Origin of the sequence: Dactylosporangium sp. NPDC005555 (assembly GCF_040605635.1) — a bacterium.
GTDB lineage: Bacteria > Actinomycetota > Actinomycetes > Mycobacteriales > Micromonosporaceae > Dactylosporangium.
Genome location: NZ_JBEXDG010000016.1, coordinates 1 through 23,223 on the forward strand (window position 1 = coordinate 1; position 23,223 = coordinate 23,223).

Genomic DNA, 23,223 nt, shown 5'->3' on the forward strand with positions numbered 1-23,223 from the left:
TCGACAGCATGTGTAACGGGAGCTTCGTTGCTGCGCAAGCCGCCACGCGGCATCGACAACCCTCGACGCAAATCCTTAACTCACCGGCATTGCGCTCTGACGACCACAACTTTTCCGGATCACGAGAAATGGGCCGGTGTCGATGGCTGGACCGGGGAGTACCGCGGTTCGGGCGGCGATCTTCGGCCCGGCGGGCTCGACCACATGACGATTTCGGGGCGTGGTGCGGGGGTGGGGGCGGCGCCACTCGCACACCGCCGACGTGGACACGACCGGCCTCACCCGCGGACTGCGGCAACCGCACCAGATCGCAGCGACGCCCGACGGAAGGGACCCGGCACGACGATGCCGGGGCGCAGCACGCGGTGGAGCGGAACGTCAGGTGGCGGGGCGGTCCACGGCGGTCCAGGGGTCCTTCGGGGCGGCGTCCACCCCTGCGGGGCACGAGCGGCGGTAGTCGCACCACGAGCACTGCGGCCCAGGGGCGACCGGAAACGCGTCGTCCGCCGAAGTGCCCGCGGCCAGGGCGGCGCCCGCGGTGGTGATGTCGGCGGCGGTGGCTTCGGCGCGGCGGAGGTGCCGGGCGAGGGAGTCGTCGGTGTGGTCGTGGGCGGCGACCGTGCCCGTGGGCAGGTGGTGCAGCTCGACGCGGTGGCAGGGCTTGCGGAACACGCGGGAGGCGGCGATCGCATACAGCGCCAGCGCCCTGGAGCCCCGCGCGTCGTCGGGGGTGAGGCCCGAGCGGCCGGTCTTGTAGTCGACGATGACGATCTCGCCGGCGCGCTGGTCGATGCGGTCGACGCGGCCGGACAGGGCGAGGGTCTCGGTGCGGGCGGCCACCGTGCGCTCGACGCCGAGCGGCTCGTCGTGGGGGTCGAGGCCGTCCACATAGGACTCGAGCCAGCCGAGGGCGCGGCGGAAGACGTCGCGCTCCTGGGTTTCGTCGCGGTAGCCCTCGCCGACCCAGGTGGCCTTCAGCAGGGTCGGCAGCGCGGCCCTGTCGCGGCGCGAAGGGTCCAGCGCATACCAGCTGCGCAGGGCCGTGTGCACGGAGGCACCGAGCGAGTTGTGCGCCCACGGCGGGCCCTTCGGCGGCGCCGGGCGGTCGACATACGTATACCGGTAACGCCGGGGGCAGTCCTCATAGCTGCCGAGCTTGCTGGGCGTGCAGGTGAACAGCCGCTGAGGCGGGGCGAAGAGACCGAGCTGCTCGTTGTCCACACCCCGATCCTGCCACCGCGGTACGACAAAAACTCAATGGGGTGAGTGCATATATTCGGTGACGAAAGCCCCGATCGCGTCGGCGAGCAGCTGCACGGCGATGGCGGCGACGAGGAGGCCGGCGATGCGGGTGACGACCTCGATGCCGCTCGGCCGCAGGACGCGGACCAGGATCCCTGAGAAGCGCAGCACCAGGTACACGATGGCCATGACGGCGACGATGCCGACGGCGATCGACAGATACCCCGACCACGAGGAGGCCCGGCGGACGAAGAGCATCGTGGCCACGATGGCGCCGGGGCCGGCCAGCAGCGGGGTGCCCAGCGGCACGAGGGCGACGTTGGAGGTGACCTCCTGGCGGGGGTCGTCGGTCTTGCCGGTGAGCAGCTCCAGGGCGACGAGCAGGAGCAGCAGGCCGCCGGCGCCCTGCAGCGCCGGCAGGTCGATGTGCAGGTACGCCAGGATCTGCCGCCCGACGAGTGCGAACGCCACGATGACGCCGAACGCGAGGGCCACGGCCTGCAGCGCCGCGCGGTTGCGGTGCTTGGTGGCCATGGAGCCGGTGAGGGCCAGGAAGATCGGCACCGCCCCTGGCGGGTCCAGGATGACGAGCAGGGTGACGAACACTTCGCCGAAAAGCTTGAGATCCACATCCCGGATTGTCGTGGTGCGCCCGCATCGAGGGGAAACCAGGGTCTTGACGGCATCGAACGGCACCCCTACGTTCCCCATGAACAGCAAACTTTCCTTACAGTCATGGAGGGTTCATGGGCAGACGCTCCGTCCTGGCCGGGTTGGCGGTGTCGCTGACGCTGGCGTCACTGGCAGTCGTGCCCGGCACCGCGTCGGCGCACACCGCGCCGCATCAGGACCAGTACAAGCGCGTCGGATACTTCATCCAGTGGGGCATCTACGGCCGCCAGTACTACGTCAAGAACCTCGAGACCAGCGGGCAGGCCAAGAACCTGACCCACATCAACTACGCGTTCGGCAACGTCGACGCGACCGGCAAGTGCGTCTCCGCCGACCCGTGGGCCGACTACCAGCGGCCGGTCTCCGCCGAGGAGAGCGTCGACGGGGTCGCCGACGCGCCGGGCCAGGCGCTCAACGGCAACTTCAACCAGCTCCGCAAGCTCAAGCTCAAGCACCCCGGGCTGAAGGTGCTGCTGTCGCTCGGCGGCTGGACGCTGTCGGCGAACTTCTCCGACGCCGTGCTGACCGACGCGTCCCGCAAGGCGCTCGTGAAGTCGTGCATCGACACGTTCACCTCCACCGGCGTGTTCGACGGCTTCGACCTCGACTGGGAGTGGCCGGGCTCCGAGGGCAACCCGGGCAACGTCATCCGCCCCGAGGACAAGCAGAACTTCACGCTCCTGCTCGCCGAGTTCCGCAGGCAGCTGCCCAAGAAGTCGACGCTGACCGCGTTCCTCCCGGCGAACCCGGCGAAGATCGACGCCGGCTTCGAGGTCAACAAGATCTTCAAGTACCTCGACTTCGGCACCATCCAGGGCTACGACTTCCACGGTACGTGGGAGCCCAAGACCAACCAGCAGTCCGCACTGTTCGTCCCGCGCGGCGCGCCGACCACCCCGGACTTCAGCGGCGCCACCACGCTGAAGGCCTGGACCGACCGCGGCGCCCCGAAGAAGTCCCTGGTCCTCGGCATCCCGTACTACGGGCAGGGCTGGACCGGCGTGACCAACGCCAACAACGGCCTGTTCCAGACCGCGACCGGCCCCGCGCCGGCCACCTGGGCCGCCGGCAACGAGGACTACAAGGTCCTCGCGACGCTGCCGCAGCAGGGGTACAAGGTGCACCGTGACCTGCTGTCGGGCCACGCGTGGCTGTTCAACGGCACCACGTTCTGGACCTTCGACGACCAGATCACGATCGCGCAGAAGTCGCTGTACGTCCGTCTCGGCGGCTACGGCGGCGCGATGGTCTGGTCCCTCGACGGTGACGACGCCAACGGCACCCTCACCAAGACGATCGGCACGGTCCTGAAGTAACGAAGCACAGAACTGCCTGGGCCGCCTTCAAGGACGAAGGCGGCCCAGGTGCACGTCCAAGAAGGGAACGGCCCCGCCTTCAAGGACGAAGGCGTCCAAGACGCACGTCCCTCGCCTTCAACTACGAAGGCGTCCAAGATGCACGTCGATGCCGTCCAGGACCCGCGCGAGCCCGAACTCGTAGGCGCGCACCGGGTCGCCCGCGCCGTACTCCTCCCCCGCCGCCTGCCCCACCCGCGCCGCGGTCGGGAAGCGGTCCGGGTCGAGGACCTCGCCGAGCAGCGGCGCGTAGGCCTCCCACCACTGCTCCTCGCTCATACCCGTGCCCTGTTCGGCCTGATCCGCCTGTACCGCGGCACGCACCGCACCCGCGACGTAGTTGAGCACCAGGCTCAGCAGCTGGTCCGCGTCCACGTCCGGGATCGCCGAGCTCTCGAAGGCGCGCAGCTCGAAGTCGTACTTCGCGATGACGTTGGGGCCGAGCACGGGGCGGGTCCCCGCGATCTGCAGCAGCCAGGGGTGCCGGCGGTACAGCTCCCAGTTGTTCCCGGCGATCTCCCCCAGCCGCCCCCGCCAGCCGTCCGCGGTGAACGTGTCATGCACCGCCTCCGCGCTGACGGTGTCGACCATGACGTCCAGCAGCTCGGCCTTGCTGGGGACATAGGTGTACAGCGACATCGCCGTCACCCCGAGCTGCTCCGCGACCCGCCGCATGGACAGGGCCCCGAGCCCTTCGGCGTCGGCCAGCGCGATCGCGGCGGTGGTGACGTCGCCGACGGTGAACTTGGCCTTCGGTCCCCGCCGGGCGGGGGCGGCGGTGCCCCACAGCAGCTCGATGCTCCGCCTGGGATCGCCCGAGCCGCTGTACTCCGTGGTCACGCGATCACTTCGGACCCGGTCGCGGCCTCGACGATCTGCTCGAAGACGGCGGGTGCGGTCGTGCGCGCGCCGAGCCGGACGGTCTTGTTGGTGCCGTGGTAGTCGCTGGAGCCGGTGACGACGAGCCCGAGCCGGTCGGCGATGGCCCGCACGTGCGCCCGCTCCTGCGGCGTGTGGTCGGTGTGGTCGGCCTCGACGCCGAAGAGCCCCTCGTACGCCATCTCCTCGATCACCTCGTCGGGCACGACGGGACCGCGCGTGCTGGCCCGCGGATGCGCGAAGACCGGCACGCCGCCGGCCTCGATGACCAGCCGGAGCGCGGCGAAGACGTCGAGGTCCTCCTTGCCCACCCGGTACCGGTGGCCGAGCCACTCCGGCAGGAACGCCTCCGACACGGTGTCCACCAGACCTCGGCGCATCAACGCCTGCGCGAGGTGCGGCCGGCCGACGGTGCCGCCCTCGGCGTGCTCGAGGACCTCGGCCCAGGTGACGTCGATGCCGTCGGCCCGCATCAGGTGGACCATGCGCTCCGCGCGGGTCGCGCGGGAGGCCCGGATGCGGGCGAGCTCCACGACCAGGGCGGGGTACGACGGGTCGAACAGGTACGCGAGCAGGTGCAGGGAGATCGGCCAGGGTCCGCCGTGCCACCGGCACGACAGCTCGGCGCCCGGCACGAGGGTGAGCCCGGCCGGGCGGGCGGCGATGGCGGCGGCCCACCCGGACGTCGTGTCGTGGTCGGTCAGCGCCATGACGTCGAGCCCGGCGGCGGCCGCCTCGGCGACCAGCCCGGCCGGGCTCGACGTGCCGTCACTGGCCGTCGAGTGACAGTGAAGATCGATCCGCACCCAACAAGACTAGGCGCTAGAGCGGTTCGACCAGGACCACGCCGTCGCTCTTGCCGTCCAGCTGCTCCGAGGCGCCGTTCGCCGCCGTCGGTGTGATCGCGCGGAACTTGCCGTCGCTCTCGACCACGAACGTCGCCGCGTTCATCCACACCGTCTTCGTGGTGACCGTCAGCGTCCACGTCTTCGCCGCAGTCGTCCCGTCGAAGATCTTCGTGAGGTCCAGCATGGCGATCTGTTTGAGGCCCGCGACCGGGTACGCGAGCCAGTGCCCGTCCGGTGAGACCCGGCCGCCGGCCTTCGCCGCCACCGGCAGCCCGCACCGCCGCTTCATCTCCTTGAACGGCTGGTCCAGGGTGAGCAGCGCGAGACACATCGGCTCGTCCTTGTCGGCGGGCTTCACCTCGGCGTAGACGCTCTTCGTGTCCTGGTACACCCCGAAGATCCGCACGACCTTGTCGTCCCACGACTCGGTGTAGGTGCGGCCCGCGTACCAGACGTCGAAGCCGGCACCCTCCTCGCGGCCCAGGACCAGGTCGGAGCCGACGAACGCGACCGGCACCGTGCTCTGCGGCGCCGACGTCGTCACCTGCTCGGTGAGCTGCTGCTTCTTGGACTTGTCATCGGTGGTGCGGGAGGCGACGGTGACCTTGCCCTCCTGCGCCCAGGCGACCTTGGTGCCGCCCTTGGCGACGGCGATGTCGGAGGCTTTCTTGACGATGACCTGCTGCGCGTTGTGGTCGTCCTGGAGCACGAGCTGCTTGTCGCCGTCGGCTTCGGTGTTGACGACCAGGTAGCCGTCCTTCGCCTTGTACGCGGCGGCGACGGTGCCGTTGTCGGGCAGCTTCAGCTTCACCGTGAGCGACGGCTGCGCCTGGCCGTCGATCGCGTCGACCTCGCGCGCCGCGGCGGGCGGGGCGGTGGCGGTGTTCTGCGTCGCCTCCGGCTCCGGCGTCTGACGGCCGGTGTCGGTCTGCGCGACGCCGATGCCGGAGGGGGCGTTCGGGGTGAGGACGTGGAACGTGGAGACGGCGGCGAACGCGATGACGACGAACGCGGCGAACCCGGTCACCGCCGTGCGCCGCCGGCGGCGGACCCGCACGGCGTTGCGGATGGCGACATCGGCGATGCCGTCCAGCGACGTCGGCGGCTGGGTGCCCGCCTTCGCCTTGAACGCCTCGCGGAGCGCGTCTTCGATCATGGTCACGTCACCAGTCCCACTTCCACCGACCCTGAGGTCTCCACCAGGACGGCCTCACGTTCGGGCGTCTCGCACTCGTCTTCGCGTGCGGGCTGCTCCTTCGGCACCACTGCCGCCGCCTCGGCGGCCTGCACCGGTGCCGCGGTTTTCACGGTCTTCGCCGGTACCGCCGGCCGCAGCCGGACGGTCGGCGGCCGGGCGGGCCTGGCCGCCGGCTCGATGCCCTCGGCGCTGAGGCGCTGCCGCAGCGTCGCGAGCGCCCGTGACGCCTGGCTCTTCACCGTGCCGACGGACACCCCGAGCAGGCGTGCCGTCTCCGCCTCCGACTGGTCCTCGTAGAAGCGCAGGACCAGCACGGCGCGCTGCCGGTTGGGCAGCTCACGGACGTGCCGCCACAGGGCGTCGCGCTCCAGGCTCTCCTCGACCCGGTCGGCGGCGGCGGACTCCGGAAGGATCTCCGTGGGCCGCTCGCCGTGCCACCGCCGCCGCCACCAGCTGGTGGCGGTGTTGACCAGCACCCGGCGGGCGTAGGGCTCGACCGCTTCGATGTGGCCCAGCCGTTTCCACGCGAGATAGGTCTTGGTCAGTGCGATCTGCAGCAGGTCCTCGGCGGTCGCCCAGTCCCCGGCGAGCAGGTACGCGGTGCGCAACAGCGCACTGGACCTGGTCTCGACGAAATCACGGAAGTCTTCCTCACGGAACCCCGCCTCATCCGGCACCGCCGCTCCCTCCCCCGCTCCGCCCACCAGGCAAGACGCGACAGAGGGGCGGCACGGTTGCACGCCGGGCAAAACTTTCTATGTTTCCGTCGTCTTCGACGCTGTTACCAGCTCCCCGGCCTCACGGCCGCAGCTCAGTGGGGGGTTCCCACCCCACACCCCCCATGCGCCGCGCCGCGACGCACGAAAGCTAGGTTCCGTCGTCTTCGACGCTGTTACCAGCTCCCCGGCCTCACGGCCGCGGCTCAGTGGGGGGTTCCCACCCCACACCCCCCATGCGCCGCGCCGCGACGCACGAAAGCTAGGTTCCGTCGTCTTCGACGCCGGCGGCGCGGCCCAGACGGGCCTCGACGGCCTCCGGCTCGTACATCTCCTCGACGATGCGCAGGTAGAGCTCGTTGGGGTTGGGCAGGTTGCGGATGTTGCGCAGTGCCTGGTCCTGGCCCGCGGACTCGAGCTCGAAATGCCCATAGCCGAACATGCGGCCGGTCAGCGACTGCACGTATTTCATGTCGGTGACCCGCAGCAGCGGCATCATGGCGACATTGCGGGTGAAGATCCCGGAGACCACCATCACCCGCTTGTTGGTGAGGATGAAGCGGTCATACCACCAGTCGGCGACCCGCCACGCGCAGTAGAGGATCACGATGGCCCAGATGACGAGGACCGCGGTGCGCAGCTGGGTCTGGTTGTGCTTGGTCAGCCAGCCCGCGATGTAGCCCATGGCGATCGTGGCGGCCACCGCGATCCCGCCCTCTTTCGCGAGCTGGATCCAGTGCCGCTTCCACTCGCCGCGGAACTTCTCGGTCGGGAAGAGATAGCGGGCCGCGTGCCGGCTGGCTTCTTCGTCCAGCGGCGCCATGCGGCTGCCGGGCGGCACCGGCGGGCCCGAGTCGCCGCCGCGCAGGCCGGAGAACTCGTCCTCGGTGAAGGTCGGCGGACCCTCGTCGACGTAATAGTCGTCGCGTCCGTAACCGCCGAGCCTCGCCGACTGCGCACCGTCGTTGTAGGGGTCGGCGTCGGCATAGTCGTCGGCGTCGGAGCTGGTGGGGCGGGCCCGCGGGATCGGCTCGGTGTCGCGATCCTCCCAGCGGCGGGCACCCGGTTCTTCGGCGGAAGGCTCAGGCCCGGTGGACATCGCAGTCAGGCAACCAGACTGGAGAAGAAGTCACCGAAGCCGGTGGCGATGTCCATGATGCCGCCGCCGATGGACTTGAAGACCTCAGCCGCGGACTGCGGCCGATATGCCACAAAGAAGATGAGGAAAGCAATGCTTCCCCAGGTGAGGACCTTTTTGACCATTGCCGTCAATCCCCTCCCCACGGCGTCGTGCACGTGCACCGTGGCGAACTCAGCGTATCAGTTGCGCGGCACACGGTGAATGCGTGCCGCGCCGACATCGACCCCATCGACCCCATCGACCGATGGTTGATCCTAGTCGTGTACTTCTACGCCTTGCCGTGAAGATAGGGCGACGGCGCGCCGTAGACGAGGTGGGTTGGCACATCGTCGGCGAGATCGTGCAGGTCCAGCTCCTCCTCCAGGAGGTATCCCGCGGCGGCCGGCCAGGTGATGACGTACAGCCAGATCCCCATCGCCTCGCCGACATAGGCGCAGCGGTCCTCCGGCGCCTTCGCCATCCACAGCGGCGTCGGCCACCCGGCGGCGCGGACCTTGGCGTGCGCGGTCGTCGTGGCGATGTCGCCGTCGAAGAACGGGCCCGGGTCGGTGCCGGGGATGCCGGCGAAGCGGGTGCCGAGGCCGACGCCGGGCTCCTCCGCGACGATCACGCAGTCGGCCGGCCCGTGCTGGACGAGGCCGGGGCCGCTGCACGCGAGCACGGTGGCGCGCACGCCGGAGCGCTCGTCGCCGACCCAGCCGACGCCGGTGACGGTCCAGCCGGTCGGCAGCGGCCACGGGCACCACAACGGCATCGGCCGCCGGTCGCCGGCGCGCTGCGCCGCGGCGTTCAGCTTCGCCTTCGCCGACTCGACGATCTCCGGCCCGATGTGCTGAGCCACGTGCAGCGGCAGCACACCGCCGTCCTCATCGCACCTCCACTCGGAGTGCATGAGGTCCGGTGACCGCACCGGGCCGCCACAACGGGGACAGCTGACTGCGACGCCCATGTACCCACGGTAATGGGTCTTATGGGCTGTTGTCGCCGTACGCCCGGATCCAGGCGTGCATCGCGATCCCGCTGGCGACGCCGGCGTTGATCGACCGGGTCGAGCCGTACTGCGCGATGGAGTACACGGCGGCACACGCCTTCCGGGCAGGTTCCGAGAGGCCAGGGCCCTCCTGTCCGAAGAGAAGCACGCACCGGCGCGGCAGGTCGGCCCGCTCCAGGGGCAGCGCGCCGGGCAGGTTGTCGATCCCGATCACCGGGAGCCCCGCCGAAACTGTCCAGTCGAGGAACTCCTCGACCGTCGGATGATGCCGGACGTGTTGATAGCGGTCAGTGACCATTGCGCCGCGTCTGTTCCACCGGCGGCGGCCGACGATGTGCACCTCGGCGGCGAGGAACGCGTTGGCGTTGCGGACCACGGTGCCGATGTTGAGGTCGTGCTGCCAGTTCTCGATGGCGACGTGGAAACCGTGCCGGCGCCCGTCGAGGTCGGCGACGATCGCGTCGAGCGTCCAGTAGCGGTAACGGTCGACGACATTGCGCCGGTCACCGGCCGCGAGAAGCTCAGGGTCGTAGTGCGGGCCGGTCGGCCAGTCGCCGACCCACGGCCCCACGCCGACCTCATCCTGGTTGTGCATCTACCGTGAATCCCCGGGCCGACACTCATTCACCCTGTGGCGCTCACCCGATACGCTACGTTCCTTGCAATCGCAGACCCAGAGGGGATTGGCGAAAATGGTCAAGAAGGTCCTCACCTGGGGAGGCATTGCCTTCCTCATCTTCTTCGTCGCGTATCGGCCGCAGTCTGCGGCCGAGGTGGTCAGGTCCGTCGGCGGCGCCCTGATGGACATCGCCGGCGGCTTCGGAGACTTCTTCGCGAGCCTGTTCGGCTGAGCCTGTCCCAGTCTCAGCTCCGGTCGCGGCGGGTCGTCCGACGAGCCGGCGCACCCAGAGCACGGGCGTGACCTTCTCCAGGGGCTGGAAGCTTGCCATCGCCACCTGGTGCGGGATGAAGGAGATCGTGATCAGGCAGGTCACGACATGGAAGGCGTAGAAGCCGGCGACGATCGCCGTGCGCACCTTCGGCTTCACCACGAACACCAGTGGGCTGAGCAGTTCGAAGCCCACGATGCCGATCTGGCTGACCGTGGTGAAGCCGGGGATGCCGAGCAGCAGCCAGTGCGCCGGCTGGATGCCGCGCCGGCCTGCCGGTCGTGTCGATCCCGTCGGTGCGCGGCACCATGATCGGCTCATTGGGGTTGCCGGCGATCGCGAACGTCCGGAACGGGGCGAACGGAAACCAGACGTCGTTGCCGGCGATCGTGTCGGCGAAGGTCAGCACGACGACCACCGGCGCGACCGCACCCGTGTCACGCGCCCCCGCGGGCTCAAGCGTTCCATCGCCGCGGGACTTTACCGTCCGCCGCCTTGCCCATCCGGACCCCACTACGCTGTGTAGTGAGACCATCGGCACACTCGGTAGTCGCCACGCTCAATTTTCGTCTCATTTCCATAACTGTGATCTGCGTCTCTATACGGAGCGTTGCATTCGCCGCCAAGATACTCGTCACAGAGCGTGGGCGGCGGGTGCCAGGGAGGGCCCCGCCGCTCACTGCGTCTTTGTCACACTCGGCTGAATTTCCCGGCCGTTCCCGGCATGCTTGCAGACCCCACAACGACGAGGGAGTGCGAGATGCAGTTCGGCAGGTACTTCGAGGAGTTCGAGATCGGCGCCGTCTACCGGCACTGGCCGGGCAAGACGGTCACCGAATCCGACGACCACCTGTTCTGCCTGCTCACGATGAACCATCATCCGCTGCACCTCGACGTGCACTACGCCGAGACGTCGACACATTTCCAGCGCAATGTGGTCGTCGGCAACTACGTCTATTCCATCCTGCTCGGCATGTCGGTGCCCGACGTGTCCGGCAAGGCGATCGCCAATCTCGAGGTCGAGTCGCTGCGGCACACCGCGCCGACCTTCCACGGCGACACCATCTACGGCGAGACCACGGTGCTGGACAAGCGCGAGTCCGAGTCCAAGGACGACCGCGGCGTGGTCACCGTGCAGACCAAGGGCTACAAGCAGGACGGCACGCTGATCTGCGTCTTCCGGCGCAAGGTGATGGTGCCGAAGAAGTCGCACGCCGGTCCGGAGATGCCGAGCTTCCCGGAGCCGCGCGAATGACGCTCGTCTAGGAGGACGGCAGTGGGGTTGCTGCGCAGGCTGCTGGGGCGCGAGCCGGCATGGGTCGAACGCTGGGCCGTGTATCCCGGCGAGATCGGCGACGGCCTGGCGATGTACAACATCGACCTCGGCGCCGTCGAGGCCGCCCCGGTGGGGAGGATGCCTTCCCGGTACGACGTCGACTTCACCTATGCGGGTGACGGCGCCGGCGGCATGCCCGCGGAGGCCGAGCTGGGCGCGATCCACGCCCTCGACGAAGCCGTCCGGCAGGCGCTGCGCGGCACCGGTGGCGCGATGGTCGGCAGGGTGGTCACCGCCGGCACCGGCCGCATCACCGGCTACCTGCCCGACGGCGCGACCGTGCCCCCGCTGCCCGACATCCCGGCGCTGTCCCCGGTCGCCACGCTCAGCCCGGACCCGGGCTGGACGCGGGTCCGCGAGGAGCTCACCCCCGACGCCTGGCAGCGCAACATCATGGAGGACAACCAGGTCGTCCAGGAGCTGGAGGGCCACGGCGACCGGCTCAGCCAGCCGCGGCCGGTGGAGTTCCTCGCGTACTTCCCGCAGACCGAGCACGCCGAGGCGGCCGCGGAGGACCTGCGCAACCTGGGCTTCGCGGTGACGGTGGAGCGCGGCGACGAGGCCGACTTCGTGCTCCAGGCGATCCGCCGCGACGCGGTGGAGCCGCCGGCGTTGCACGAGGTCACCTGGGAGGTCCGTGGCGTCGTGGAGCGGCACGACGGCAGCTATGACGGCTGGGGCTGCATGGTGCAGGTCTGAGACCCTCGGTCCGGCCGCTGCGGCGTCGGTACCACCGGTGCCGGGCCTCCGCACGTCTGGAGGCCGGCCGGATGAGAAGGATTGCCCAGCCCACCCGACCGGCGACCACCGGCGCGACCCGTTACTGGCGGTGCAGGGCCAGCGCCAATTCCCTGCCGATCTCGTTGACGAACTCCCGCTCGGCGAGCAGGATCTCCACCCCGCCGAGCCGGATCACCCCGGGCCGCCACGCGGTGCGGCCGACGCTGGCGGCGACGTCCATCAGCCACTCGCCGTAGGCGAGCGCGACGTCCGTGCCCAGCCGCCCGGCCAGCATCCGCACGGCCGCGCCGCACTCTGCGAGGACGCCCTCGCGGTCCAGCGGCGCGGTGCTCGTGACCTGCTCGTGCTCGGCGAAGATCGCCGCGACGACGCCCCGCACCAGCAGCACCCTGGAGCGCTGACCGGCCGCGATGGCCTCGACCCCGGCGACGGCGTCGACGTTGTCGTCCCCGGCGCTGGCGACGACGAGGACGTTGCGGGGCAGCCGGACGAGCCTGTCCCACTCGTGCCTGTGCAGCGGCAGGTCGACCCCGGCGCTGGGCTGGCTCGGTGTGGGCTGGCTCGACATGGCGTACCTCCCACCGCGAGCGTATGCCGAAGATCCGCGGGATTGCCGCCGTTCGCTGATCTTGGCTGCTCGTTTCCGGCGCGGCCTGTCCGTTCCGGCCCGGGGCCTTGCGGTTGCCGGTGCGGGCTCTCCCAGCGGCCGGTGCGGGCCTTCAGCGGCCGGTGTGGGCCCCTTGGGGGTTGCCGGTGCGGGCATTCCAGCCGGGTGCGGGCGTTCAGTTGCCGGTGCGGGCCTTCAGTTGCCGGCGCGGGCCGGGTGCCCGGGCGGCAGGGCACAGGCGGCGGTCCCGCCCGGCATCCGGTGCCGGTTGCGGGCGATCCACCGGTACACCGGCCAAGCCATCGCCGCGACGGGCCGCAGCCCGAGCACGGTGCCGATCGGACGCCACAGGAAGCGGCCGGCGGCGCCGGGCACGTCGCGCAGCATGTCGGCGATCGCGACAGGACCCGCGGTCGGGGCACGGCCGGCGGTCACGTACTGCACCGCGACGCTCGCCGCCTCCTGCGTGACACCGAGCGCGTCGAGGTCGGTGAACTGCCACGCCACGACATGCGCGGTCGGCCTGATGCGGCGCTCGATGAACCGGGCGCATGATGAACAGAAGGCACAGTCACCGTCGAAGACGAACGTCGGCCGATTCATGTCCTCCATCATGGATCACCTGCTCACCGTCGCCATCGTGAGCCCGGACACCGGTTGGGAATGCCGGTAAGGGGTATGTGGTTACAACGGTGCGTACCCGACCGCCCGAAAGGATCTTCAAGACATGGCAACCGTAGAACTGACCGCCGAGAACTTCGCTGAGAAGGTCGGCGGCGAGGGCATCACCCTCGTCGACTTCTGGGCCGAGTGGTGCGGGCCGTGTCGGGCCTTCGCACCCACGTTCGAGAAGGCCTCGGAGAACAATCCGGACCTGATCTTCGGCAAGGTGGACACCGAGGCGCAACAGGAGCTCGCGATGGAGTTCCAGATCCGCTCGATCCCCACCCTGATGATCGTGCGGGACGGGGTCGCGGTGTTCTCCCAGCCGGGCATGCTGCGCGAGCAGCAGCTCGAGTCGTTGATCCAGCAGGTCCGTGAGCTCGACATGGACGAGGTGCGGGCGCAGATCGCCGCCACATCGGGCGGCGAGGCCCCCGCTCCGGCAGCGTCCGAGAAGGCCCCCGCCGACGCTCCGGCCGAGGTTGCGAAGAGTGACGAGAAGGCCGGGGAATCCGTCGAGGCGTAGCTTGCGATTCGTTCGTACACGTGTTCGAATTGGCGTGTGCGATGGGAGAATCTGAAGGCGTCCGGCGGTCCCGGCAACGGTGACGCCGGGGCAGTGCGAGCACTTCCGCTCGCGCTGCCCGGCGCCGTCGCCCGCACCTTCGACGCGCCCGGGTTCCGCGGCGTCACGTTCTACGAGGTCCAGGCGAAATCCCTGATCAACCGGGTGTCCGGCCAGTCCCGGGTGCCGTTCGAGTGGACCGTCAACCCTTATCGCGGCTGCTCGCACGCGTGTGTCTACTGCCTCGCCGGCGACACCGCGATCCTCATGGCCGACGGCACCACCCGCCCCCTCGCCGACCTCCGCACCGGCGACGAGATCATCGGCACGGTCCGCGACGGGCGGCTGCGACGCTATGTCACCACGACCGTGCTCGCCCACTGGTCGACCGTCAAGCCCGCGCACCGCGTCACCCTCCACGACGGCACCACGCTCGTCGCCTCCGGCGACCACCGGTTCCTGTCCGACCGCGGCTGGAAGCACGTCACCGGCGCCCGGCACGGCCGGGCCCGCCGGCCCCACCTGACCACCGCCAACCGGCTCACCGGCTTCGGCGCCCTGCCCGAGCGCCCCCACGAGACCCCGGCCTATCGGCAGGGCTATCTCTGCGGGTTCGTGCACGGCGACGGCCACGCCGGTCCGGTCGCCCCCGCCGCACTGCGCCGCGCCAGGACCTATGCCACCGCCTGCGGCGGCCTGCACGCCATGGCCGCCGACGACCGCGAGTATGCGGGCGCCAGCGTCCGCGACACGAGCGCCGTCATCGACTGGCCCGCCGTCCCCACCCGCACGTGGCGGCAGGGCTTCGTCGCCGGCCTGTTCGACGCCGCCGGCGACACGTCGGCCGACGGCGGCCTGCCGTCCTTCGACGTGGTCGACAAGGTCGTCGTCGACTGGCTCGTCGAGTGCCTGTCGGTCCTCGGCTTCGCCGCCGTCACCGACGGCACCCTGACCAGAGTCCTCGGCGGCGTGCGGGAGCGGCTGCGCTTCGGCCTGATGTTCGCCCCGGCCACCCCCACCGGCACCGTCGCCGGCGAGCTCGTCCGCGGCGACGACGGCCTGCGGATCACCGGGATCGAGCCGCTCGGCGTCGACGTGCCGATGTTCGACATCACCACCGGCACCGGCGACTTCATCGCCGGCGGCGTGATCAGCCACAACTGCTTCGCCCGCAACAGCCACACCTATCTCGACCTCGACGCCGGCCACGACTTCGACTCCCAGATCGTCGTCAAGGTCAACGCCGGCGAGGTCCTGCGCCGCGAGCTCTCCGCCCCGTCCTGGACCCACCAGCACCTGGCGATGGGCAGCAACGTCGACGTCTACCAGCGCGCCGAGGGCCGCTACCGCCTGATGCGCGACATCCTCGCCGCGCTCCGCGACCACGCCAACCCGTTCTCGATCCTCACCAAGGGCACTCTCATCACCCGTGACCTCGACCTGCTCACCCAGGCCGCCCAGGTCACCACCGTCGGCCTGTCGATGTCCATCGGCTTCGTCGACGAGCCCCTGTGGCGCTCCGTCGAGCCCGGCACCCCCAGCCCCCGCCGCCGCCTCGACGTCGTGCGCCGCCTGTCCGACGCGGGCTTCGCCGTCACCGTCCTCATGGCCCCGATCCTCCCCGGCCTCACCGACACCCCCGAGTCGATCGACACCACCGTCGCCGCCCTCGCCGCCGCCGGCGCCGCGGGTGTCGTGCCCCTGGCCCTGCACCTGCGCCCGGGCGCCCGCGAGTGGTATCAGGCCTGGCTCACCCGCGAGCACCCCCACCTCGCCCCGCGCTACCGCCGGCTGTATGGCTCCGGCGCCTACACCGACCAGTCCTACCAACGCGAGATCGCCGCCAGAGTCAGGCTCGCCTGCCGCCGCCACGGCCTCCCCGCCGGCGGCATGACCACCACCCGCCAGCCGTCAGCGGGCCCGCCACCAAGACCACCCGCGGGACCACCCCAGCCTCCGACGCTCCCCTTCACCGTGGCACCGACCACCCCGGCGCCGCCACCCGGCTCGGCATCCGCCGCCCCGATGCCGCCACCCACCACGGCACCATCCGTCGCGACGCCGCCGGCCGCTTCGCCGCCCACGCCTCTCACCGCGACACCGCTCAGCTCGCCGCCCGCGGCCCCGACCTTGCCGCTCGCTCCAGCGCTGCCGGCCACCCCACCGCCGGCAACCGTCGCAGCGGCGGGCGCGAGGTCAGCCACAACCACCCTCACCGCCACACCGCCAGCAGGTGCGAGGTCAGCCACAACCACTCCGACCACCCCGCCTACGGCCGCCGCCGGAGCGGGGGGCGCGAGCTTGACCACAACCGCCCCCGCCACACCGCTCGGAGCCGCTGCGGATGCGGGCGCGAGGTCGGCCACAGCCTCGCCCGTCGCCGTGGTGCCGGGGGGTGTCGTGGCTGGTCCGGGCGGTGGTGTGGTGGCGGGGCAGGGCGCGCGGGCTTTGCGGGTGGGGCAGGGGGCGGTCGAGGTCGTCGAGCAGCTGTCGTTGCTGTGATCGACGGTCAGGAAAACGTCAGCTAGCGTGCATAAGCTCGGTCGTATGCGTGCTCGTGCCGGTGACTTCGTGGTGCTGCTCGCGCCGACCGTGGTGGTCGGCGTGCTGGTGCCGGTCGTGACCAGAGACGACCCGGGCGTTTACGTGCCGATGCTGCTCGTGCTGCTGATCATCGCGACGATCGGGATCGCGTTCGGGTTGATTCTGCTGGCGCACACGACGCGGGGGCCGTCGACGTTCGCGATCGTGGTGTGGCGGGAGCAGGCGGCGTTCCGGGTGCGGCCGAGCTTCCGGCGCCAGTGCGTGTTCTACGGGGTGCTGGGCGCGGCGCTGGTGCTGATGGCGTTCAACGGGTTCCGGGTCGGGCACATCTCGGTGCTGCGCGCCATGTCGTACGGGATCATCGTCCTGACGACGTTGTTCCTGCTGGTCCTGTCGGTCAGGATGCTGCGCAGCGGGCCGCTCGTCCTCACCGCTGAGGGGATCGCCATCGACGGTGGGCGTTCGTTCGTGCCGTGGGACGCGCTCGACGTCACGTCCGAGCCCGGCACGTGGGCGGTCGGCAGCCCTGAGCTGGTGCGCGGGCGGCGGGTGCGGCAGTTCCGGCCCGGCGAGGACGTGCCGCTGGAGGTGTCGCTGTACTTCCTGACCCGCGTCATCGACCTCTATGCCCGGCAGCCCGAGCGGCGGGCCGCGATCGGCACCGAGGAGGAGCTGGAGCGGCTCCGCGGCACGCTCACCCGGCAGGTCACCTGACCGCACCCGCCTTCCGGGGCCACCGCGGGTCATCGTCAGACCCTGTGCGGGGCCGGGGTCCGGCGTGGTGCGCGCGTGCTGGTGGCCGTCGGATGTGCGTACCCACCTGATCCCCCGCGCCGGATGCGCCGCCGACGACCGGGTGCGGGCCGCCGTGGTCGCGTTCATCGTGCCGGTCGCGCTTCGGCGACGCCCACCCCGCGGGCCGGGCGGCATGGGTCGCGTTCGTCGTGCCGGTCGCGCTTCGGCGACGTCCACGCCGTGGGCCGGGCGGCACGGGTCGCGGTCATCGCCCAGATCGTGTTCAGCCTCGTCCACGTCGGTGCCGCCGTCGTCGTCCTGGACACCGCGCTCCGCCACCGTCTCACCCCACCCGCGACCGGCGGGGTCAAGCGGCCATACAAACGCGGACCGGGACGAACGACCACGTGACGCGGGACCGGGCGAGCGACCACGGCACGCCGGACCGGACGAATGACCATGTGACGCGGGGCAGGGCGAGCGGTGACCGGGCACAAGGTGGGGTGCGGGGGGATTCGGCGCGGGCCGGTCGTGGGCCGGGGCCGAACGGGTGACGCAGGGCGCGGCCCGGAATGTCTACCGTATGGCCATGACCTCGGCGCGGCGTGATCCGCTGAACTGGTTGTGGGTCGCGGTGCCGCCGGCCGTGACGCTGGCCGCGGGTGGGCTGCTGCTGGCGTTCGGCGGTCCGGACGCAAGTGCGGTGTTGTTGCCGTTCGTGCTGGCCAACGTGGTCGTGCACGGGGCGAACTACGTCGTCAACGAGATGCGGCGGCGGGACGAGGCGCCGGCTCGGGCGGGGTGGGAGTTTCACCGGCCGTTCCGGGAGGGGTGCGCGAGGGTCGGCCGGCTGTTCGCGGTCGGGTCGGTCGCCCTGGTCTGGGGACTGCTCGTCGACGCCGGGCCGGTGCCGGCCGCCGTCGCGTTCGCCGGGGCCGCCGCGAACTTCGCGGTCGGGTGCCGGGGGCTGGTGCGGCTGGTGCGCGGCACGCCGACGGTGCGGCTCACGGGCGGCGGCGTCGGGGTGGGCGCACGGTCGTACACCTGGGAAGACATCCAGCGCGTCGAGCTCAACGGCGACCGGTGGCATCCCCGGATCGACCTGGCCGTCGCCGGGCGGGCGCGGCCGGTGACGGTGCGGCCGGAGGACGTCGACGGCAGCCTGCTGTTCCTGATGGATCTGATCGGCTACTACGTGGCACACCCGCAGCGGCGGCCGGCGATCGGTGAGCCGGATGAGGCGGTGCGGGTGCACGCGGCGCTGCTCGGCGCGCGGCTGTCGGCCGGCCTGGCCGGCGGCCCGACCCCGATCCCGGCGACGTGACGCGAGCTATGGTCCAGGGGTGCGGAGCGCTGAGCAGATCCTGCGGGAATCGGTGACCATCGCTGTTGTCGGGGCGTCCAGGGATCCGCGGAAGACCGCGCACTCGGTGCCCCTTGCCATCCAGCGGCGGGGGTGGCGGATCATTCCGGTGAATCCGTATGCCGACGAGATCTTCGGGGTGAAGGCGTATCGGCGGCTGGCCGACATTCCCGAGCCGGTCGACTTCGTCAACGTGTTCCGGCCGTCGCGGGACGCCACGCAGGTGGTGCGGGACGCGATCGCGATCGGGGCGCCGGCGGTCTGGCTGCAGCAGGACATCGTCTCGCCCGAGGGGCGCATGCTGGCCGAGGCCGCCGGCGTCGACTACGTCGAGGACACCTGCGTCGCGGTGGTGCGGGCGGTGCACGCGATCAACGGGCCCCGTATTCCTTGAGCAGGCCGCGGCTGATGATGGTCTTCTGGATCTCGCTGGTGCCTTCGCCGATGAGGAGGAACGGGGCTTCGCGCATGAGGCGTTCGATCTCGTATTCCTTGGAGTAGCCGTAGCCGCCGTGGATGCGGAAGGATTCCTGGACGACCTCGGCGCAGTATTCGCTGGCGAGGAGTTTGGCCATGCCGGCTTCGACGTCGTTGCGCTGGCCGGCGTCCTTGAGTCTGGCGGCGCCGACCATGAGGGCGTGGCCGGCTTCGATCTTGGTGGCCATCTCGGCGAGTTTGAACGCGATGGCCTGGTGTTCGACCAGGTGGGCGCCGAACGTCTGGCGTTGCTGGGCGTAGGCGATCGCCAGTTCGAACGCGCGGATCGAGATGCCGCAGGCGCGGGCGGCGACGTTGACCCGGCCGACCTCGATGCCGTCCATCATCTGGTAGAAGCCGCGGCCCGCCTTGTCGCCGCCGCCGAGGACCGCCGTGGCCGGCACGCGGACGTTGTCGAGGACCATCTCGGTGGTCTCGACGCCCTTGTACCCCATCTTCTCGATCCTGCCGGGGATGGTGAGGCCGGGCAGGGCCTCGTTCTCGCCGAAGCCGGGTGTCTTCTCCAGCAGGAACGTGGTCATGTTCCCGTAGACGGAGCCGGCGCCGAGGTCGGTCTTGACCAGGGTCGCCACGACCGAGGAGTACGCGCCGTTGGTCAGCCACATCTTCTGCCCGTTGATGACGTACCCGTCGCCGTCGGGGACGGCCTTCGTGCGGATCGCGGCGACGTCGGACCCGCAGCCGGGCTCGGACATGGAGAACGCGCCGCGGACCTCACCGGCGGCCATCCGCGGCAGGAGGCCCGCCTTCTGCTCGGCCGAGCCGTGCTGAGCGACGAGGTACGCCACGATGAAGTGCGTGTTGACGATCCCCGACACCGACATCCAGCCCCGCGACAGCTCCTCCACGACCAGCGCGTACGTCAGCAGCGACTCACCCAGCCCGCCGTGCTCCTCCGGGATCGTGAGCCCGAACAGGCCCATCTCACGCATCCCGTCGACGATGTCCGCCGGATAGACATCGCCGTGCTCCAGACGCTGGGCATGCGGGATGATCTCCTTGTCCACGAACTCCCGCACGGTCTCCAGGATCGACTGCTGCACATCGGTCAGACCGGGCGTCCGGGCGAGGCGGGCCATTGATTGACCTCCATTGGTCAGCGGCGTGGCGGGATGCGGCAAGTTACCGGCGGGTATGCACGCAGTATCCCGGCTGGGCCTGGCCCGGGCCAACGTGAGCGGCCCACACAACCCTGTGAAATGGTTCTCAGGTGCGCTACAACAAGATGGCGGTCGCCGCCCTGGTCTGCGCGGTCCTGGTCCCGCCGTTCGGCATCCTGATGGGCCACATCGCGTGGGCGCAGACCCGGCGGACCGGGGAGCGCGGGCACGGGCTGGCACTCGCCGCGCTGGTGATCGGATACGTGGAGCTGCTCGTGCTGTGTGGCATCCCGATCGTGCTGCTGGGCTTCTGAGGCTCGTCGACCTTGGAGACTTCGGCACGTCAGGGCGTGTCAAAGTCTCCAAGGTCGAACTCGTGGCGGTTGTTCGCGGCCGGGACGGCCGCGGCAGCTACCGGCGGCGGGAGAGGGAAGGCCGTCCACGGCCTGACCGGAGCCCGCGGGAGCGGCGGTCCGCACCACCGCGGACCTGGGCCATGATTGAAGGCTTATCGATATTGCGCTTCGCGGACGCTGTTGCCGCCGTCGATGACGAGCATCTGGCCGGTGATGTACGACGCGCCGGGCGAGCAGAGGAACGCGATCGTGGCGGCCACCTCTTCCGGGGTGCCGGGGCGGCCCATGGGGGTGCCGAAGCCCTGCTTGAGCTCGACCAGGGTCGAGGCGCCGGTGTGGATGATGCCGGGGGCGACCGCGTTGACGGTGATGCCGTCGGCGACGAGCTCCATGGCCAGGGCGCGGGTGAGGCCGACGACGCCGGCCTTCGCGGCCGCGTAGCCGGCCTCGGCGGGCAGGGCGTTGACGGGGCCGGCGGTGGCGGCGAGGTTGACGATGCGCCCCCAGCCGTGTTCGGCCATGCCGCCGACGAAGGCGCGGCTGACCAGGAACGCGGTGGTGAGGTTGCGGTCGATCTCGGCGCGCCACTCCTCATAGGTGAGCTGGGCGACCGGGCGCAGGACCTCGGGGCTGGCCTTGCTCGCCAGGCCGGCGTTGTTGACGAGGATGTCGACGGTGCCGACGGAGTCGAGGATCGCGTCGGCGAGCGCGCCGACCTCGGCCTCGACGGTGAGGTCGGCGACGAAGCCGGTGACGCCGAGCTCGGTGGCGCGGTCGTGGATGCGCCTGGTGGTGGACACGATGGCGACCGCCGCGCCCATCGCCTTCAGCCGGCGGGCGGTGGCGTAGCCGATGCCGTCCGGGCTGCCGGCGCCGGTGACCAGCGCGACGCGGCCGTCGAGGCGGTCGATCGCCGTGCTGCCCTCGTCCTCCGAGACCGGCTCTTCGGCGAGCTCGGGCCCGGTGGACGGGACGGCCCGCAGGGTGCGGCGGGCCGAGGAGGGGCGGCTCGCGTCACGCCGGTTGCCTTTTCCGGCGGGACCGGTGGATCGTAGGTCGGGTGCCATAGGGCAAATCCTGCCTGCCCGAGCCGCCCCCGGGCAATGCGACACGGATTTCTCAGGCCGGCGGGGTGAATGACGTCGTGCGGGACATGCCCGCGGCGCGGCCCTTGGCGGAGATGACCAGGGCCATCTTGCGGGACGCCTCGTCGATCATCTCGTCGCCGAGCATGACGGCGCCGAGCTTGCCGCCGGCCTCCGAGGTGGAGTGCTCGTAGGCGTCGAGGATGAGCTCGGCGTGGTCGTAGTCCTCCTGGGCCGGCGAGTAGACCTCGTTGGCGGCGTCGATCTGGCCGGGGTGCAGGACCCACTTGCCGTCGAAGCCGAGCGCGGCGCTGCGGGTGGCCACTTCCCGGAAGGCCGCCACGTCGCGGATCTGCAGGAACGGGCCGTCGATCGCCTGCAGGTCGTGCATCCTGGCGGCCATCAGGATGCGCATGAGGATGTAGTGGTACGGGTCGCCCGGGTAGCCGGGGATGAGCGCACCGACGACGAGCGACTTCATGTTGATCGAGGCCATGAAGTCGGCGGGGCCGAAGATGATCGTCTCTGTTCGCTGTGAAGCCGCCGCGATCGCGTCGACGTTGACCAGGCCGGCCGCGTTCTCGATCTGCGCCTCGATGCCGATCTTCCCGACCTCGAGGCCCATCGTCTTCTCGATCTGGGTCAGCGTGAGGTCGAGCCACTCGATCTGCCCCGCGGACTGCACCTTCGGCAGCATGATGCAGTCGAGGTTGGCGCCGGCGCCCTCGACGACCTCGACGACGTCGCGGTAGGTCCACGGCGTGGTCAGGTCGTTGACCCGCACGACCCGGGCCTTGCCGCCCCAGTCGCCGTCGTTGAGCGCGGCCACGATGTTCTTGCGGGCGTCGGGCTTCGCGAGGGGCGCGACGGCGTCCTCCAGGTCGAGGAAGACCTGGTCGGCGGGGAGCCCCTGGGCCTTGTCGAGCATTTTGACGCTCGAACCGGGGACGGCGAGGCAGGACCTGCGAGGACGCATGACGGCGCTCCTTAGCGAGCATTCAGCGGGACCTACGCCACGGTAACCTCGTCGCGGGATGGCGCAGAATGCCCCTGTGGAAGATCTCACCGGCCGCACGGTGGTGATCACCGGTGCCAGTTCCGGGATCGGCCCGGCCGCGGCCGTCGACATGGCCGGCGCGGCGCGCACGTCGTCCTCGTCGGCCGGGATCCGGGCCGCCTGACCGCGGCGGTCGACCGGGTCAAGGCCGCCGGCGGGCGCCGCGGACCTTGTGCAGGCGGAACGGGCGCTTCGGCAGTCTCGTCGCCGGGGACGGCTTCGGGGGCGCGGCCTGGGAGTCGTCGGGCATCGGCAGCAGCGGGGCGTCCTCGGCGGGGGTGAGCCGGCTGACCACGCACCCGGTCGCCCACTTGGCCGCGAGGTCGGCGCCGCCGTTGAGCCGCTTGCCGGCGAGCTGCGGCACGAGCTCCGTCCACGCCTCACCGGCGGGGTCGAGGGTCTCCACGGTCGCGGTCCAGGTGACGATCCGGCCGCCGTGGTCGCCGCGCAGCGAGACGTCGGCGGTGCCGGCCTCGGCGAGGCCGGGTGCGGCCTGCTCGCCCGGGCCGCTCACGACCAGCAGCGAGCCGCCGAGCCACGCGCACCAGACCAGGTAGGCGGGGCCGGCGCCGGGCACGGCGAGCCAGGCGACGGCGGCCTTCTTCGCGGCCTCTTCCACCAGCGGTTCCACGAGTCCCATC

General features: G+C 70.8%; 27 protein-coding genes and 1 pseudogene. 11 read left to right on the forward strand and 17 right to left on the reverse strand.

Features of this window, described 5'->3' with window-relative positions; all coding sequences use genetic code 11:
* Window positions 1–378: 378 nt before the first annotated feature.
* Both ABZS58_RS19655 and ABZS58_RS19660 read right to left on the reverse strand, forming a co-directional pair.
* On the reverse strand, window positions 379–1,221 hold the full coding sequence (locus ABZS58_RS19655) for a PD-(D/E)XK nuclease family protein (protein WP_354783337.1): 843 nt from the start codon (window positions 1,219–1,221) through the stop codon (window positions 379–381).
* Between the two features lie 33 nt (window positions 1,222–1,254).
* Entirely contained in the window at window positions 1,255–1,872 is a 618-nt protein-coding gene (locus ABZS58_RS19660; protein ID WP_354783339.1) for a MarC family protein, read from the reverse strand.
* Between the two features lie 116 nt (window positions 1,873–1,988).
* Here ABZS58_RS19660 and ABZS58_RS19665 point away from each other — a divergent pair, with 116 nt between their 5' ends.
* The gene (locus tag ABZS58_RS19665; protein ID WP_354783341.1) at window positions 1,989–3,230 is read left to right on the forward strand and encodes a glycoside hydrolase family 18 protein; all 1,242 of its coding nucleotides are present in this window, start codon (window positions 1,989–1,991) and stop codon (window positions 3,228–3,230) included.
* 117 nt (window positions 3,231–3,347) lie between these two features.
* Here ABZS58_RS19665 and ABZS58_RS19670 read toward each other — a convergent pair whose 3' ends face one another.
* The 9 genes from ABZS58_RS19670 to ABZS58_RS19710 all read right to left on the reverse strand — a co-directional run bounded on the left by ABZS58_RS19670 (window position 3,348) and on the right by ABZS58_RS19710 (window position 10,253).
* Window positions 3,348–4,109, reverse strand: a complete 762-nt coding sequence (locus ABZS58_RS19670; protein WP_354783343.1) for a TetR/AcrR family transcriptional regulator — start codon at window positions 4,107–4,109, stop codon at window positions 3,348–3,350.
* Complete coding sequence (locus ABZS58_RS19675) at window positions 4,106–4,954, reverse strand: PHP domain-containing protein (RefSeq protein WP_354783344.1); 849 nt, start codon at window positions 4,952–4,954, stop codon at window positions 4,106–4,108. Before ABZS58_RS19675 ends, ABZS58_RS19670 begins: the two co-directional genes overlap by 4 nt.
* Window positions 4,955–4,970: 16 nt before the next feature.
* Window positions 4,971–6,158 (reverse strand): hypothetical protein, encoded by a 1,188-nt coding sequence (locus ABZS58_RS19680; protein ID WP_354783346.1) that lies wholly within the window; start codon window positions 6,156–6,158, stop codon window positions 4,971–4,973.
* Window positions 6,155–6,871: a SigE family RNA polymerase sigma factor gene (locus ABZS58_RS19685; protein WP_354783348.1), complete on the reverse strand. Its 717-nt coding sequence runs from the start codon at window positions 6,869–6,871 to the stop codon at window positions 6,155–6,157. The genes ABZS58_RS19680 and ABZS58_RS19685 overlap by 4 nt, the downstream gene beginning before the upstream one ends.
* A gap of 301 nt (window positions 6,872–7,172) precedes the next feature.
* The gene (locus tag ABZS58_RS19690; protein ID WP_354783350.1) at window positions 7,173–8,009 is read right to left on the reverse strand and encodes a PH domain-containing protein; all 837 of its coding nucleotides are present in this window, start codon (window positions 8,007–8,009) and stop codon (window positions 7,173–7,175) included.
* A 5-nt stretch (window positions 8,010–8,014) separates the two neighbouring features.
* Entirely contained in the window at window positions 8,015–8,206 is a 192-nt protein-coding gene (locus ABZS58_RS19695) for a hypothetical protein (protein WP_354783668.1), read from the reverse strand.
* Between the two features lie 113 nt (window positions 8,207–8,319).
* The gene (locus tag ABZS58_RS19700) at window positions 8,320–9,000 is read right to left on the reverse strand and encodes a DUF6758 family protein (protein WP_354783352.1); all 681 of its coding nucleotides are present in this window, start codon (window positions 8,998–9,000) and stop codon (window positions 8,320–8,322) included.
* Between the two features lie 19 nt (window positions 9,001–9,019).
* Window positions 9,020–9,637 (reverse strand): RNA methyltransferase, encoded by a 618-nt coding sequence (locus ABZS58_RS19705; protein WP_354783354.1) that lies wholly within the window; start codon window positions 9,635–9,637, stop codon window positions 9,020–9,022.
* A gap of 55 nt (window positions 9,638–9,692) precedes the next feature.
* Complete coding sequence (locus ABZS58_RS19710; protein WP_354783670.1) at window positions 9,693–10,253, reverse strand: hypothetical protein; 561 nt, start codon at window positions 10,251–10,253, stop codon at window positions 9,693–9,695.
* Window positions 10,254–10,692: 439 nt separating this feature from the next.
* Between ABZS58_RS19710 and ABZS58_RS19715 the strand changes: the two genes are divergently transcribed.
* Both ABZS58_RS19715 and ABZS58_RS19720 read left to right on the forward strand, forming a co-directional pair.
* On the forward strand, window positions 10,693–11,187 hold the full coding sequence (locus tag ABZS58_RS19715) for a MaoC family dehydratase (RefSeq protein WP_354783356.1): 495 nt from the start codon (window positions 10,693–10,695) through the stop codon (window positions 11,185–11,187).
* Between the two features lie 21 nt (window positions 11,188–11,208).
* Window positions 11,209–11,967, forward strand: a complete 759-nt coding sequence (locus tag ABZS58_RS19720; protein WP_354783357.1) for a DUF695 domain-containing protein — start codon at window positions 11,209–11,211, stop codon at window positions 11,965–11,967.
* 121 nt (window positions 11,968–12,088) lie between these two features.
* Here the strand turns inward: ABZS58_RS19720 and ABZS58_RS19725 are convergent, their stop codons facing one another.
* Both ABZS58_RS19725 and ABZS58_RS19730 read right to left on the reverse strand, forming a co-directional pair.
* Entirely contained in the window at window positions 12,089–12,577 is a 489-nt protein-coding gene (locus tag ABZS58_RS19725; protein WP_354783359.1) for a hypothetical protein, read from the reverse strand.
* Between the two features lie 234 nt (window positions 12,578–12,811).
* Window positions 12,812–13,219, reverse strand: a complete 408-nt coding sequence (locus ABZS58_RS19730) for a DCC1-like thiol-disulfide oxidoreductase family protein (RefSeq protein WP_354783361.1) — start codon at window positions 13,217–13,219, stop codon at window positions 12,812–12,814.
* Between the two features lie 124 nt (window positions 13,220–13,343).
* On the opposite strand from ABZS58_RS19730, the gene trxA reads away from it, so the two are divergent.
* From trxA to ABZS58_RS19760, 6 genes are all read left to right on the forward strand, one after another.
* Complete coding sequence (trxA, locus tag ABZS58_RS19735) at window positions 13,344–13,805, forward strand: thioredoxin (RefSeq protein ID WP_354783363.1); 462 nt, start codon at window positions 13,344–13,346, stop codon at window positions 13,803–13,805.
* Between the two features lie 36 nt (window positions 13,806–13,841).
* The gene (locus ABZS58_RS19740; RefSeq protein WP_354783365.1) at window positions 13,842–16,346 is read left to right on the forward strand and encodes an intein-containing Rv2578c family radical SAM protein; all 2,505 of its coding nucleotides are present in this window, start codon (window positions 13,842–13,844) and stop codon (window positions 16,344–16,346) included.
* Window positions 16,347–16,391: 45 nt separating this feature from the next.
* Window positions 16,392–17,102, forward strand: coding sequence for a hypothetical protein (locus ABZS58_RS19745; RefSeq protein ID WP_354783367.1), 711 nt, complete (start codon window positions 16,392–16,394; stop codon window positions 17,100–17,102).
* Window positions 17,103–17,363: 261 nt separating this feature from the next.
* Window positions 17,364–17,534: a hypothetical protein gene (locus ABZS58_RS19750; RefSeq protein WP_354783369.1), complete on the forward strand. Its 171-nt coding sequence runs from the start codon at window positions 17,364–17,366 to the stop codon at window positions 17,532–17,534.
* Window positions 17,535–17,712: 178 nt separating this feature from the next.
* Window positions 17,713–18,447 (forward strand): hypothetical protein, encoded by a 735-nt coding sequence (locus tag ABZS58_RS19755; protein ID WP_354783371.1) that lies wholly within the window; start codon window positions 17,713–17,715, stop codon window positions 18,445–18,447.
* Window positions 18,448–18,466: 19 nt separating this feature from the next.
* Window positions 18,467–18,880, forward strand: coding sequence for a CoA-binding protein (locus ABZS58_RS19760; protein WP_354783373.1), 414 nt, complete (start codon window positions 18,467–18,469; stop codon window positions 18,878–18,880).
* On the opposite strand, the gene ABZS58_RS19765 is transcribed toward ABZS58_RS19760, so the two are convergent.
* The gene (locus tag ABZS58_RS19765; RefSeq protein ID WP_354783375.1) at window positions 18,858–20,063 is read right to left on the reverse strand and encodes an acyl-CoA dehydrogenase family protein; all 1,206 of its coding nucleotides are present in this window, start codon (window positions 20,061–20,063) and stop codon (window positions 18,858–18,860) included. The genes ABZS58_RS19760 and ABZS58_RS19765 overlap by 23 nt on opposite strands.
* Window positions 20,064–20,194: 131 nt before the next feature.
* Between ABZS58_RS19765 and ABZS58_RS19770 the strand changes: the two genes are divergently transcribed.
* A complete protein-coding gene (locus ABZS58_RS19770; protein ID WP_354783377.1) occupies window positions 20,195–20,398 on the forward strand; it encodes a DUF4190 domain-containing protein in 204 nt (67 codons plus the stop codon).
* 194 nt (window positions 20,399–20,592) lie between these two features.
* On the opposite strand, the gene ABZS58_RS19775 is transcribed toward ABZS58_RS19770, so the two are convergent.
* Both ABZS58_RS19775 and ABZS58_RS19780 read right to left on the reverse strand, forming a co-directional pair.
* Entirely contained in the window at window positions 20,593–21,507 is a 915-nt protein-coding gene (locus tag ABZS58_RS19775; RefSeq protein ID WP_354783379.1) for an SDR family NAD(P)-dependent oxidoreductase, read from the reverse strand.
* A 52-nt stretch (window positions 21,508–21,559) separates the two neighbouring features.
* Window positions 21,560–22,501, reverse strand: coding sequence for a CoA ester lyase (locus tag ABZS58_RS19780; protein WP_354783381.1), 942 nt, complete (start codon window positions 22,499–22,501; stop codon window positions 21,560–21,562).
* A gap of 76 nt (window positions 22,502–22,577) precedes the next feature.
* On the opposite strand from ABZS58_RS19780, the pseudogene ABZS58_RS19785 reads away from it, so the two are divergent.
* Window positions 22,578–22,741 (forward strand): annotated as a pseudogene (locus tag ABZS58_RS19785) (SDR family NAD(P)-dependent oxidoreductase); the annotation flags it as partial.
* On the opposite strand, the gene ABZS58_RS19790 reads toward ABZS58_RS19785, so the two are convergent.
* Window positions 22,725–23,213, reverse strand: a complete 489-nt coding sequence (locus tag ABZS58_RS19790) for a hypothetical protein (RefSeq protein ID WP_354783383.1) — start codon at window positions 23,211–23,213, stop codon at window positions 22,725–22,727. The pseudogene ABZS58_RS19785 and the gene ABZS58_RS19790 sit on opposite strands and share 17 nt — an antisense overlap.
* Window positions 23,214–23,223 lie beyond the last annotated feature (10 nt).